This is a genomic window from Halobellus ordinarius, from assembly GCF_031823395.1.
Taxonomy (GTDB): domain Archaea; phylum Halobacteriota; class Halobacteria; order Halobacteriales; family Haloferacaceae; genus Haloquadratum; species Haloquadratum ordinarius.
Genome location: NZ_JAVQKJ010000008.1, coordinates 38337 through 51305, shown reverse-complemented (window position 1 = coordinate 51305; position 12969 = coordinate 38337). Strand labels below are relative to the sequence as shown.

General features: G+C 66.6%; 10 protein-coding genes. 6 read left to right on the top strand and 4 right to left on the bottom strand.

The features are described from left to right. Positions 1-80 precede the first annotated feature (80 nt). On the bottom strand, positions 81-3212 hold the full coding sequence (locus tag RJT48_RS12765) for an FAD-binding and (Fe-S)-binding domain-containing protein (protein ID WP_311172690.1): 3132 nt from the start codon (positions 3210-3212) through the stop codon (positions 81-83). A 145-nt stretch (positions 3213-3357) separates the two neighbouring features. On the opposite strand from RJT48_RS12765, the gene RJT48_RS12760 reads away from it, so the two are divergent. Next, positions 3358-4845: a DUF3179 domain-containing (seleno)protein gene (locus tag RJT48_RS12760; protein WP_311172689.1), complete on the top strand. Its 1488-nt coding sequence runs from the start codon at positions 3358-3360 to the stop codon at positions 4843-4845. Between the two features lie 296 nt (positions 4846-5141). Here the strand turns inward: RJT48_RS12760 and RJT48_RS12755 are convergent, their stop codons facing one another. Then, a complete protein-coding gene (locus tag RJT48_RS12755) occupies positions 5142-6050 on the bottom strand; it encodes a class 1 fructose-bisphosphatase (protein WP_311172687.1) in 909 nt (302 codons plus the stop codon). A 302-nt stretch (positions 6051-6352) separates the two neighbouring features. Beyond that, entirely contained in the window at positions 6353-7261 is a 909-nt protein-coding gene (locus RJT48_RS12750; protein ID WP_311172686.1) for a DUF7409 domain-containing protein, read from the bottom strand. A 255-nt stretch (positions 7262-7516) separates the two neighbouring features. Between RJT48_RS12750 and RJT48_RS12745 the strand changes: the two genes are divergently transcribed. The 4 genes from RJT48_RS12745 to RJT48_RS12730 all read left to right on the top strand — a co-directional run bounded on the left by RJT48_RS12745 (position 7517) and on the right by RJT48_RS12730 (position 11801). Continuing rightward, positions 7517-8434: an ABC transporter ATP-binding protein gene (locus RJT48_RS12745; protein ID WP_311172936.1), complete on the top strand. Its 918-nt coding sequence runs from the start codon at positions 7517-7519 to the stop codon at positions 8432-8434. After that, entirely contained in the window at positions 8431-10290 is a 1860-nt protein-coding gene (locus RJT48_RS12740) for a PrsW family intramembrane metalloprotease (protein WP_311172684.1), read from the top strand. Before RJT48_RS12745 ends, RJT48_RS12740 begins: the two co-directional genes overlap by 4 nt. After that, positions 10283-11350: an ABC transporter permease gene (locus RJT48_RS12735; RefSeq protein WP_311172683.1), complete on the top strand. Its 1068-nt coding sequence runs from the start codon at positions 10283-10285 to the stop codon at positions 11348-11350. Before RJT48_RS12740 ends, RJT48_RS12735 begins: the two co-directional genes overlap by 8 nt. A 109-nt stretch (positions 11351-11459) precedes the next feature. After that, positions 11460-11801 carry a DUF5798 family protein gene (locus RJT48_RS12730; protein WP_311172682.1) on the top strand — a complete coding sequence of 114 codons (342 nt, stop codon included), beginning with the start codon at positions 11460-11462 and terminating at the stop codon, positions 11799-11801. 78 nt (positions 11802-11879) lie between these two features. Here RJT48_RS12730 and RJT48_RS12725 read toward each other — a convergent pair whose 3' ends face one another. After that, the gene (locus tag RJT48_RS12725) at positions 11880-12308 is read right to left on the bottom strand and encodes a CoA-binding protein (RefSeq protein ID WP_311172681.1); all 429 of its coding nucleotides are present in this window, start codon (positions 12306-12308) and stop codon (positions 11880-11882) included. An 89-nt stretch (positions 12309-12397) separates the two neighbouring features. Here RJT48_RS12725 and RJT48_RS12720 point away from each other — a divergent pair, with 89 nt between their 5' ends. Further along, positions 12398-12832 carry a hypothetical protein gene (locus RJT48_RS12720; protein WP_311172679.1) on the top strand — a complete coding sequence of 145 codons (435 nt, stop codon included), beginning with the start codon at positions 12398-12400 and terminating at the stop codon, positions 12830-12832. Positions 12833-12969: the final 137 nt, after the last annotated feature.

The window sequence follows — 12969 nt, the reverse complement described above, 5'->3', positions numbered from 1 at the left end:
ATCAGTATGAGAGCGTCTGCTGTCCGTTTTGCGATCGCAGGACGTGCGCGGGCAGTGTCGAAAACAGTCCGTCCGACGGTCTACTGGTCGGCCAGGCCGGCCGAAAGCGCCTCGATCGGGGTCGGCGGCTCCTCGCGGCTCCCCTCGGCCCTCGGCAATAGCGAACGGTCGACAGACGCTCCCAGGTCCGAGAGCTGTGTCCGGCAGGACGCGCCGGGTGCGACGACGGCCTCGGCGTCGCTGTCGTCGACCTGTCCTTTGAGCGTGTCGCCGATGGCGACGCTCATCGCGTGGTGTTCGGCCTCGTAGCCGAAGCTCCCGGCCATCCCACAGCACCCGGAGTCCAGCGGATCCACGCGGTAGCCCGCACGACGGAGGACGCCGACGGCGTGGTGATCCTTCTTCGTCGCCTTCTGGTGGCAGTGGCCGTGGTACGCGATCGACCGCGCCGGCGGTGCGAAGTCGATGTTTTCGTCGAGTCGGAAGGTGTCCAGATACTCACAGACGCCGTAGCTGTTGGCCCGGACCGTCTCGACCGCCGAGCCCGAGAGCAGGTCGCCGTAGTCGGACTGCAGCATTACGGCGTCTGAGGGCTCGGCGACGACGACGTCCCAGCCCGACTCGATCCGCGGTGCGAGCGCGTCGACGGTCTCGCGGGCGGTCTCGCGGGCGACGTCGAGGTGGCCCTTCGAGAACGCCGGCCGGCCGCTGTCGGTGACGTCGGCGACGTCGACGTGGACGCCCGCGGCCTCCAGCACTTCGACCGCTGCCTTCCCGACGTCCGGGTGGCTGTAGTTCGTGTACGTGTCCGGCAGGAGCACGGCGTGGCGGTCGGCCGCGTCGGCGTCGACACGGGAGCCACCGCGGGCCGCGAACCAGTCCTGGAGCGTCTCCCGCTCGAACGTCGGCAGCGTGCGGTCGCTGGCGATTCCAATCGTCTTTTCGAGAACCGTGCGCGCGCCGGGCACTTTCGCAGCCCAGTTAGAGACGGGCGCGAAGGTGCTGCCGAGTTCTGCGAGAGTGTCGACGTTCGCGAACAGTTTCGAGCGCAGCGAGGAGCCGTGTTCCTCGTGGTAGGCGTGGGTCACCTCGGCTTTGAGTTTCGCGAGGTCGACCTCGCTCGGGCAGTCGTTGGCACAGCCCTTGCAGCCGATACAGAGGTCCATCACCTCGGTGACGAACTCCTCGCCGGTCGGATCGTCCGGGAGGTCGCCGCTCATCGCCTGCCGGAGCATGTTCGCCCGGCCGCGCGTGCTCTGGATCTCCTCGTCGGCCGCACGGTAGGTCGGACACATCACGCCGCCCTCCGACTGCTGGGTGCGACAGCCGCCGCAGCCGTGACAGAGCTCCACCATCCCCTGCATCCCGTTTTCGTTGTCCCACTCCAGTGCCGAGTCGAAGCCGGCCGCGAACTCGTAGTCGGGGTCGAACCGGAGGTTCTCCGTCAACGCGACGTCGCCGCAGACCTGGCCGGGGTTGAGCAGCCAGTCGGGGTCGAAGGCGGTCTTGAGATCCCGGAAGGCTTCCCAGAGCTGGTCGCCGTAGAGTTTGCGGTTCCACTGGGTCCGCGCGCGACCGTCGCCGTGCTCGCCGGAGACGGAGCCGCCGAGTTCGACGACCAGGTCCGTCACCGCCTCGCCGATTGCCTCCATCGCGTCGAGGTCGGTCGCGGACTTGGTGTTGATGAGCGGCCGGACGTGCAGGACGCCCGGGCCGGCGTGGGCATAAAAGGACGCGAAGGTGTCGTTGTCCTCGAGGACCTCCTGGAACTCGGTGACGAACCGCGGCAGGTGCTCAGGCGGGACGGCACAGTCCTCGAGGAAGCTGATGTGCTTCGCGTCGCTGGTCCGGCCGAGGAGGATCGGGAGCCCGGACTTCCGGAGCTTCCACAGTTCCGCGCGGTCCTCGTCGTCGTGGGCCTCCAGCGCGTCGAACGCGAATCGTTCGGGATCGTTCGTCGCTTCGGCGTCCTCATCAGTCGTCGTATCGGTGTCAACGTTCTCCTGATCCTCATCCGAGTCAGCCCGACCGGGCACCCGATCCGCCAGGAGCTGTCGCACCTTTTCGCGGCCTTCGGCCTCGTCCTCGGCGTAGAACTCGACCAACAGCGCCGCTTCGGTCCGGTCCGGGAGTTTGGCGACGACGTCGGCGAACTCGGAGGTGTCGGCCGCCAATCCGATCAGCACGTCGTCGATGAGTTCCACCGCGGCCGGGTTGTGTTCGAGGACGTGGACGACGTCGCTGACGGTGTCGACGACGCTGTCGTAGGTCAGGAGCGCGACCGACTTCGTCTCCGGGACCGGTTCGAGGGAGACGGTCGCCTCGGTGACGACCGCGAGCGTGCCCTCAGAGCCCGCGAGCAGTCGCGCGAGGTTCACGACGCCCGCCTCGCCGAACTCGCCTTCGGCCTCCGCGAGCAGGCGATCGAGGTTGTAGCCGGAGACGTTCCGCTTCAGTTCGGGGTAGCGCTCGTGGATCTCCTCGGCCTGCTCGTCGAGCACCGAGACGACGCCCGCAGCGATCCGCTCCTCGGCGTCACCGTCGGGATCGGCGCGCTCGCGGAGCTCTTCGACCGCCACCTCGCCGAACGTGGTGACCGTCCCGTCGGCGAGGACGACCTCCGCTTCCTCGACGTAGTGGTCCGTCTTCTCGTAGACGAGCGAGTGTGCGCCCGTGGAGTTGTTGCCGATCGCGCCGCCGATGGCGCTGCGGTCGCCGGCCGCGGGGTCGGGGCCGAACGTGAGGTCGTCCCCCGCAGCGCGGTCGTTGAGATCCGCGAGGACCGTTCCAGCCTGGACGCGTGCCTCGCGGGCGTCGGAGTCGACGTCACGGATGGCATCCATATGGCGTGTGAAGTCGAGGACGACCGCCTCGTTGACAGTCTGGCCGGCGAGGCTCGTGCCGCCGCCGCGCGGGAGCACCGGAATTTCCTCCTCGGCGCAGTAGGAGACGACCGCGGCGACGTCGGCGGTCGAGGTCGGGAAGACGACGCCGATCGGCGTCACCTCGTAGGCGCTGGCGTCGGTGGCGTACAGCTGTCTGGTGTAGGTGTCGAACCGGACCTCGCCGTCGACGCGGGCCGCGAGCGCATCGACCAGATCGGGGCGTTCGACGATCTCGGAGACGTACTGGTAGTCCGATCGGGCGTCCCGGGCCGGCGCGGCGCTCCGCACGCCGCCGTCCGGAACGGCATCGCTGTCGCGGTCGGGCATATGCCTACTACTGAGGGCAAGGGACACTTATAGCCGCCGTTGTCGGAGATCGGATCGGTTGCGGCGACGGCGCCTGCTGACCCCGCGGCGTGGAACACCACAGCACGTATTTTTTATAGTCCTCCGCGACGTGCGGGATGGCACTGTGAACCACACCGACGATACCACGACCGATCGTCTGCAGTCGCTGACGGACCGACTTCTCGATCGCGACGTCGACGCCCACGCGGCCGCGATCGAGAAACTCGCCGAGGAGGGTGACGAGCGCGTCGTTCCGCATCTCGTCGAACTGCTGGTGATCGACAGCATCGCGAACGACTGGGCGGAGTTCGGCTTCCCGGCGGTGCTCCGCGAGCACGACCCGCCGCGGTATCTCGAATTGCCGGAGGTGCGCTGGCCAGGCGTCGCGGACGCCCTGGCGAGCCTCGCGAAACCCGACTTCGACTCCGCACACGCCTGGGTCGAGTGGGAGTCGTGGTACTCCCAGCAGGAGATCGAACCGCTTGCGGGCTTCGAGGGGTGGAAACTCCGCCTCTACCGATCGTATCTCCCGCCGGTCGGCGGCCTGCTGGACTGTGAACCCCGCGAGTTCGACCTCCAGGGGATCCGATGGGGCAACTGCGATCGCTCCTTCCTCGCGGCGCTCAACGCGCCGTCGTTCGTTCCGGGCGACGCCGTCGACGCAGGTGGGTGTAGAGTGCAGAGGGGAACCGACGATACAACCGCCGACAACGACGCCGACACTCCGGAGCGCTACCTGCATAACGACCACGTCGTGTTCGGCTTCGAGATCGGGGGAACGGCCTACGCAGTACCGCGGTGGATCCTGTTCCCGCACGAACTGCTGAACGCCGAGCTCGACGACGTGCCGGTGAGCCTCACCTACTGTACGCTCTGTAACGCGCCGATCCTCTACGACCGACGGGTCGGCGACGGCGACAGCGATGTCCGCACGTTCGGCAGCACTGGGATGCTCGCCTCGGGAAACAAGGTGATGTACGACGAGGAGACCGAGACGCTGTGGGACCAACACGCCGGCACGCCGATCGGCGGCCCCACCCTGGCCGCGTCGCCGGATCTCTTCTTGGACCAGTTCGCGGTCACGCAGACGGAGTGGGGCGACTGGAAGGCCGAGTATCCCGAGACGCTCGCACTCGACATCGACACCGGTTACGGTTACGAGTACTCCCATTACGACGGCAACAACGACTTCTTCGAGCACTACTGGAACCGCGAGGAGATCGTCCAACCGGGCGTCAGGCGGGCCGAGGGCAAACTCCCCGAGAAGGCGTCGGTGTACGGGATCACCGGGAGCGACCCCGAAGCGGTGTGGGTCGTCCCGGTCGACGATCTCGGCGAGGAAGAGGTTCTCGTCGGCGAAATCGACGGTCGAGAGGTGATTGCGCTGCTGGATGCGACCGGCGACGTCGCCGTCTACGAGTCGCCGTCAACGCCAGTCGACCGCGTCGACGACGAAGAGGGGATCACGCTCGCCGGGGACGATGGGACCCGCTGGCGAGTGACGCGCAACGAACTGCGGGCCGGTTCGGAGACGCGTGAGCGGATCCCCGGCCGCCACGGCCTCTGGTTCGCGTTCCGGACTCACTACGAGACTGCACACGTGCTGGCCTAACACTCGCCGAGACGACGATCGTCGGGGCTTGTCTGCTTTCTGCCACAGCACCGTGGGTTCAGCACCACACCGTTGCCCCCTGTCTCTGTCCGTTGGGCTCGCGCTGCTGCTCGTGGTGACACTCGCAACGCCGCCGTCGAGCGGAGGCGGACCGACGCCTACGAGGAACTTTTCGACGGTTCTTCGGTGAAACAGGAACTAGTTTCTTCTTTTCTATATAGCTTTAGAGAACTCAGAGATAGTACTTTCCGGGAATTCAGATAAAAGTTTGAAACTATACGTTAGTTTTCGTTTCGTCAATCGCGGTCGACCATATAGGACTCCAGGTCGTCGATCAGTTCCCGGTTCCCCACGTAGACGGGGGTCCGCGCGTGGAGTTCGTCCTTCTCAACGTCGAGCAGCGACTGGTGGCCGTCGGAGGATGCGCCGCCGGCGGTTTCGACGATGTAGCCGACCGGGTAGCCCTCGAACTGGACGCGGAGTTTTCCCTCCGGAGCGTTCCCAAGCGTCGGGTACCCGAAGATGCCGCCGTAGGTGAGCACCTGGTTCACGTCGCCGATCATCGCCCCGCCGTACCGAAGTTTCATCGACGGGTCCGACTCGACGCTCTCGACAAACTCCCGGAACTCTTCGACCCAGTGGGGAACGCGGCCGCCGAATCCATAGACTGTCGGATCATCGGGAAGCGAGAGCTCCTCGTGGACGACCTGGTAGTTGCCGTCGGGGTGGATGACGTACTCGGTGACGGTGTCGGTCTTCTCCCGGGCGGTGACCATCGTCGTCGTCGCGCCGTAGAGAACGTACGCCGCGGCGACGATGTCGCGGCCGGTCGCCGGCAGGTCGTCGTCGTAGATGGCGACGATGGTCCCCATCGCGGCGTTCGGCTTGAGGTTCGAGGAGCCATCGAGCGGGTCGACACAGACCGACAGGCCGTTGCCGACGTCGATGCCTTCCTCGCGTTCCTCGCTGGCGTAGACGCCGACGTTCTCGATCTCGCTGATCCGCTCACAGAGGAGTTCGTCGGCGAAGACGTCCGCGGCCATCTGGGTCTCCCCGGAAGGGTTCTCCTCGCCGTAAGCGACCCTGCGGCCGGGGAGGCCTTCACGGATCTCCGGGGCACTGCGCGCGACGACGTCCAGGACGGCGTCGACGGTATCGCTCGTCTGTCCGGTCTCATCCGGTGTCGGGTTTTCTCTGGTGACCATCGGATCACTCGTGCCAGGGACGACAGTGAGTTCGCTTCGAAATGCACTCACTCGGTAGATAAACTCTTTGTTGCCCGTTACTCCCGGAAGTTCAGTCGAATAGCCGTACAAGAACTGCTGCGGTACTTTTTGGTGGATGCCACCCAGCCGGTGTGCTGGCTCGAACGCACGCCGTCGGCCAGTGACGTTCTGTCGGCCGGTGCTTGGTTGGCCAGTGACGTTCTGTCGGCCGGTCCTCGGTTGGCCAGTGACGTTCTGTCGGCCGGTGCTCGGTTGGCCAGTGACGTTCTGTCGGCCGGCGTTTACCACGAATCGTGCTCGCGCGCGAGGCGACACCACGCGGCGACGCGGTCGACGTCGACATCGAGGGCGTCGGCGACGCTCTCCGGACTCGCCGTCGCAAGCCGCCGGACCGATCCGATGCCGGCCTCCCTGAGTGCGGTGACGGTCTCCGTATCGAGACCCTCGATGGCGGTCAACGGCGTCGGTGCACTGCGTTTTCGCCACGCCGCCTCGGCGTCCGTCGCGGGAGCCTCCCCGGTATCGATTCCAGCGGACTCGTCGGAACCGTTCGCGTTCTCGTCCGCTCCTTCCGCAGTCCCACCGCTGCCGTGGGCAGTACGTTCGCGCCACGCTGCCTCCGCGTCCGCCGCGTCGCCGGAGCCGTCGGCTTCGGTTTCCCCGGATTCGGACCACCCCGACGAGTCGGCGATCCACGCCCGCTCGTCGTCGTCGAGGCCGCGCACCTGCGAGGAGCGACGGCCGAGGTCGGTCCCGCCCCCGTCGAGCGACCACGAAAGCGAGTGTTCGCGCCTGATCTTGGCCGCGACGCCGGGATTGACGCCTGCTTCCTTCAGATCTCGGTAGGCGACGCGTTTCTTCGTGAGGTCCTCGATTGTGAGCTCAGAGGCCCGGAGGACGGCGCCGGTCTTCGGCCCGACGAACCGCAGATCCTCGAAGGCATCCGGCGTCGCAGTCACGTCGGACTCTTCGCCGTCCGCATCCCGGTCTGATTGCTCGTCCGCGGCCTCCTCATCGTCGCTTTCGTTGGAGACTGTGTTCCACGGTAACGGGATCTCGAGGTCGTCGGGGTCGGGGGCGGCCGCTCGCGACTCAGCATCGTCAGCGACCGCTTCGATCCCCCGTTCGACGGCCCCCTGGCTGTCGGTCGGTCGCTGGCGGCTGTCGTCCGCATCCCCCTCGTCAGTCACGGTTACCTCCGTCGGTTTGTACCTCCGCAGTCGGGAACTTGAGTATTTCCGTGCCTGTCATCCAGCTGTAAGGCGTCGGACGGGGGCACGACGCCACCCTGCCGACGCCGCCGGCGGCCCGGACCGGAGATCCCTCGGACTGGGATTCCAGAGATCCGGCGGGACTCCGGACCGGGGTTCTAAAGATCCGCCGGGACTCCGGACCGGGGAGCCGTCGGGTTTATTTCGAGCGCCGCCGTCGCGCCGGTAATGGCGATGATTCGCGTCGAGGGGCTGCGGAAGACCTACGGGGAGTTCCCCGCGGTCGTCGGCAGCGACTTCGCCGTCGAACGTGGGGAGATCTTCGGCGTCGTGGGGCCGAACGGAGCGGGCAAGACGACGACGCTGAAGATGCTCGCGGGCCTGGTTGAGCCCACCGAGGGAGTCGCGCGGGTGGCGGGCTACGACGCCGGCGATCCGGAGATGCGCCGGAACCTGGGCTTTCTCCCCGAGGAGTCGCCGCTGTACGAGGACATGACGCCCCGCTCGTATCTCTCCTTTTTCGCCGACCTCTACGACGTCCCGCGAACGGCGGCGCAGGAACGCACCGAGGAGACGCTGGATCGGCTGGAACTCGAACACCGGGAGCGTCGGCTCGGCGATATGTCGAAGGGGATGAAGCGGAAGGTCGCGATCGCCCGCTCGCTGGTCAACGACCCCGACCTGCTCATCTACGACGAGCCCGCGTCCGGGCTGGATCCACTGACGACGAACTACGTCCTGGAGTTCACCCGGGAACTCGCCGACGAGGGCAAGACAGTCGTCTTCAGCGCGCACAACCTCTATCACGTCGAGAGCATCTGCGACCGGATCGTGATTATGAACCGCGGCGAGATCATCGCCCGCGGAACAGTCCCCGAGATCCGCGAGCAGTACGGCACGACGAGCTACCACGTCTTCACGACCGTCCCGGTCGAGGGCGCAGAGCGGGATCAGCGGTCAGAATCCGAGCGGTACCGGAGCGTCGTCCCCGATATGGACGCCGTCGGCCGGGTTCGCGAACGCGCGGCCGAGGCGGGCGGGGACGTCGTCGACATCCGGACGAGAGAGCAGAGCCTGGAGGATATCTTCCTCGACCTCGCCGGAGAGAACCCGCCAGCGACGGCCGAACGCAACGGGGGCAGCCGACCGTGAAGCGGTCGCTTCGGGACCATCTCGCCGCCATCCGGCGCATCGCTCGCTGGGAGATCGAGCGGTCCGTCGGGATCGTCGACCGGCGGACAGCGGTACTCGGCGTCCTCGCCCTGCTCGTCGCCGGGACGATCCTCGGCGCCGGGGCGCTCGCGGGGGGCGTCGCGCTCGACCGCGACATCTACCGCGTCGGGGTCGCCGCCGACAGCCCCTACCGCGAACCGGTCGAACGGAGCGTGGCGCTCGATCCGCGGCCGCCCGAACCGGACGCGCTCGCCGACGGCGACGTCGAGGTCCTGATCCGCGACGGCGAGTTCCGCGCCGCCGACACGCCGAAAGGTCGCGCGGCGCTCGCGGAACTCCGAACGTCGGTCCGCGAGTACAACACCGGGCGGATGCAGGCCGAGGAGAACGGCTCCGCGGCGTTTCCGGTCGTCGCCGTCCTGCAGTACGTCTCCCGCTCGGACGGCATCCCGGACAGCGCGCTTGCAGACGGCGACGGCGCCGGCGGTGGGACCAGCGCCGAGACCGACGGCGCCGGCGGCGGGACCAGCGCCGAGACCGACGGCGGTGGCGGCAGGGGCGGTGATGGCGGAACAGACACCGCAGGGAGCGACGACGGCGGTAGTGACGGATCCGCAACGAACGGAGGTGGCGGACCCCTCGGCGTCCCCGCACTCGGCGGCATCAACCCGCTCGGTGGCGGGGGCTCCGGCGGGCCTGCCGATATTCAGCCGCCGTTCCCGTTCGGTTCGCTCGTCCTCGCCTTTGTCTTCCTGGTGCCGATGAACTTCGTCGTCCAGGCGTACGGGAGCACGATGCTCAACGAGCGGATCAACCGCCGCGGCGAACTCCTGCTTGTCGCGCCGGTCTCCCCGGGCGACATCGTGGCGGGCAAGACGCTGCCGTACCTCGGCGCGATGGTCGCGGTGACGGCGCTCATCGCCGTCGCCGTCGGCGGGAGCGTCGTCGCCGTGGCCGCGGTCCTCCCGATCGCGCTGGTCTTTCTCTCGGCGACGTTCGCCGGGGCGATGTTCGCCCGCTCGTTCAAGGAACTCACCTTCGTCACGGTCACCGTCTCGGTGTTCCTGACCGCGTACACGTTCGTCCCGGCGATCTTCACGAACGTGACGCCGATCGCGCTCATCTCGCCGCTGACGGTCGTCGTCCGGGACCTCCAGTCCTTCGCGTCGGTGACGCCCGGCGCGTTCCTCTTTGCGACGGTTCCGTTCACCCTCTGTGCCGGCGTGTTGTTCCTGCTCGGGATCGGGATCTACCGAGAGGAGGATCTCTTCACCCAGCGGGCGGTCCCGCTGAAGTTCCTCGACGCCCTCGATGCGCGCGTCTCCCGGCCGCGCGACGTCGCCGTGCTCTCGGGGCTCTCGATCCCCTTCGTCTTCGTGGCGGAGTTGCTCGCGATCGCCATACTGTTTGCGCTTCCGGTTTCGATCACCGTTCCCCTCCTCCTCTTCGTCGTCGCCGTCGTCGAGGAACTCGCAAAGAGCCTCCACGTGTTCGCAGCGTTCGAGAGCGGGACGTTCCCGCGGGTCCCGCGTGTCGCGCTCGTCCTCGGCGCGCTCTCCGGACTTGGCTTTTTCGTCGGCGAGAAGTTCACCGCCGTCGCGCAGGTGGTGGGCCTTCCGGAGTTGGCGCTCGGCCAGGCCGCGTTCGCCCCCTCGGGGATCGGCATCTTCTCCGCCGCGGGGCTGCTTTTCGCCCCGCTCGTTCTCCACACAGTCACTGCGGGACTGGCCTCCCTCGGCGCGATGCGGGACCTGCGGTGGTACGCCGCCGCGTTCGTCGGCAGCGTCCTCGTGCATACGGCCTACAACCTCACGGTGGTGACCTCCCTTGGCTGACCGCACGGACCCGCGGGTGACGATCGCCCGCCGCGAACTCGGCAGCCTCCGGAAGGAGAAGACGATCGTCCTCGCGCTGACGCTACAACTTTTCATCGCGGCGTTTTCGTCGTTTCTGGTCGTCGGCCTCGTCTCGCTGTACGACCCGGGACAGGTCGAGGGCTACGACGTCGACGTCGCGGTCACGGGCGACGCTGCGGAGGATCTGATCAGGGCCTCGCAGGAGGTCCGCGGCGTCGACGCCCAGTTCTACCGCTCGGAGGAGACCGCGATGCGGGCGTTCCAGGAGTATCGCGCGACGGGGATCGACGCGGTGATCGTCGCCGAGACGCGCGACGAGCGCGTGTTCGTCAGGGCCGTCGCGCCCGACTCGAACGTGCAGACGACGATCGTCGTCGTGCAGTTGCGCGACGTTGTCCGCTCCTTCGAACGCGCAGAGCGAACCGACCGGGCGGCGTTCCTGTCGTCGACGCCGCTGGATCTGCCGCCGGAGGCGTCGTCCAGTCCGTACTTCGGCTTTACCTACACGGTGCTGCTGCCGCTTTTGCTCTTTTTGCCGGTGTTCATCGCCGGGTCGGTCACCGTCGACTCTCTCACCGAGGAGATCGACCGCGGGACACTGGAGTTGCTCCGGGTCGCGCCCGTCTCACTCGCGGACGTCGTCGACGGAAAGCTGCTCGCAGCGGCGGGACTCGCCCCGGCACAGGCCGCGCTGTGGGTGCTCCTGTTGGAACTCAACGGCACTGCCGTGGCGAACGTCCTCGCGTTGCTCGCCTTGGTCGCGGGGCTCGCCCTCGTGATCTGTGGGCTCGGCGCGGCCATCGCGCTGCTCGCACCCGAACGACGCGCCGCACAGTTCCTCTACTCTGTGGGGGTGTTGTTCGTCTTCGGCGGGACGACGCTGTTGCCGAACGGCCCGGTCAACACCGCGTCGCGGCTCGCTATCGACAGCGGCGGGCGTACGGAGTACGTCGCGGTCGCGGCCGTCGTCGTGATCGCCGTCGCCGTCTACGGCGGGCTTCGAAGGCTGATCGGTCGGATCGACGCAGACGGTCTGTGAGGAACGACTGTGCGGACGCGACGGCGAGCGTCCCCTTTCGGTGACGACTGCCGCTCTTCTGCACCTGCGAGGCGGAACGCACTCAAACCCAGGGGTCGCAGTAGGAGCTATGGGACTCGGAGGTACGGCAAAGAAGCTCCAGAAAGTGACGGATATGGCAGAGGACGTCTACACGCGATTGAACGACCTCCGCGATCAGGTCGTCGAGATGCGTGAGACGACCCAGGAGACCAGCGACCGCGTCGATCGCCTCGAAAAGGAGACCGCGGAGATGCGTGCGCTGCTCGAAGCGCTCGCAGAGCGGGAAGACATCGACGTCGAGCGCGTCACTGCGGACGCGCATATCTCCGAAGCCGAACGGTCGACCGCAGCCGACGCCCCAGGAGAGGCCTCGGAGGCGGACGACACATCCGAGTCGGACACGGTCGAGGAGACCGAGTCCGATATCTGAACGGTAACGATCCTTCCGGACGTACTGCGGCCGGTCAGGATCGGACGGATTGACAATCCCCCGTCTCAGTAATCAGTGTCAGTCGACGAGCCGGGCGTGTTCCACCTTCATACACTTGTCTTGGACGAAGTCGAGCCCCGCGTCCGTGGCACGCTGTCCAGCCTCGGCGTCGGTGATGTTCAACTGGAGCCACACGGCGTCGACGTCCCCGACCGACTCGTGGCGCTCGATGGCGGCATCGACGATGTCGCCCGCCTCCTCGCTGGGCCGGAACACGTCCACAACGTCAATCTCGATAGATTCGGGCACCTCCGCGATCGAATCGTAGGCCTGCTCGTCCAGCACCTCGTCGGCGAAGGGGTTGATCGGGACGATCCGGTATCCGTGTCGCTTGAGGTACGCGGGGATGTCGTGGGCGGCCTTCCCGGGGGTGGTCGAGCAGCCGACAACCGCGACCGTCTCCGCATCGAAGATCGATCGTAGTCCGCCGTCGTCCGTGACGTGCATACGACAACGGACGTGTGCAAGGGTAAAATACTGCCGCGTCGGACGGAGCAGGACGACTAGCGAGGGTTTGGGGGGACTGCTGCGATGCGGTGAGCGAGGAGACGGACAGCGGTTCAGTTGTAAACCTCACCACAGGAATGGCAAACGACATCTCAGGTCCGACGAACCGGCAGCTATCCCGCATTGACGCCCACAGACTTAACTCACGAACGGTGAAATCCGAGACTATGAATTGGGAAGATCGACGACAAAAACTGACGCTTCTATTCATCGGCCTATACGTTCTGTTTGCGCCCCTCCTCATTCTCGTGGCCACCATCGAAGCTTTGTTGTTATTCGGCGACATCGACTTCGCCGATCTGACCCCCGTGGAACTGCTGGAACTGTATCTCCTCGATCTCGTTTTACTCGGTCTGTTCGCACTCGTCGTGTATCGCCTGCTGCGCTATTTTCTCGATAAGGAACTTCCCGAGGTCGTTGAGGCACTCGAGGCGGAAGACGACGAACAGGAGAACTCTAGGTGAGTGAACCCGGGAACTGCTGAGAGACGCGCCGTGGACCTCTCACGGGCTGAACTGACAGTTACTTACCTTGCGGAAATCGACTGCGAGAGAGAGCGGGTGGAGTCAGCGAAGACTAGTCGTTCGTCTCCCTTTCAGCG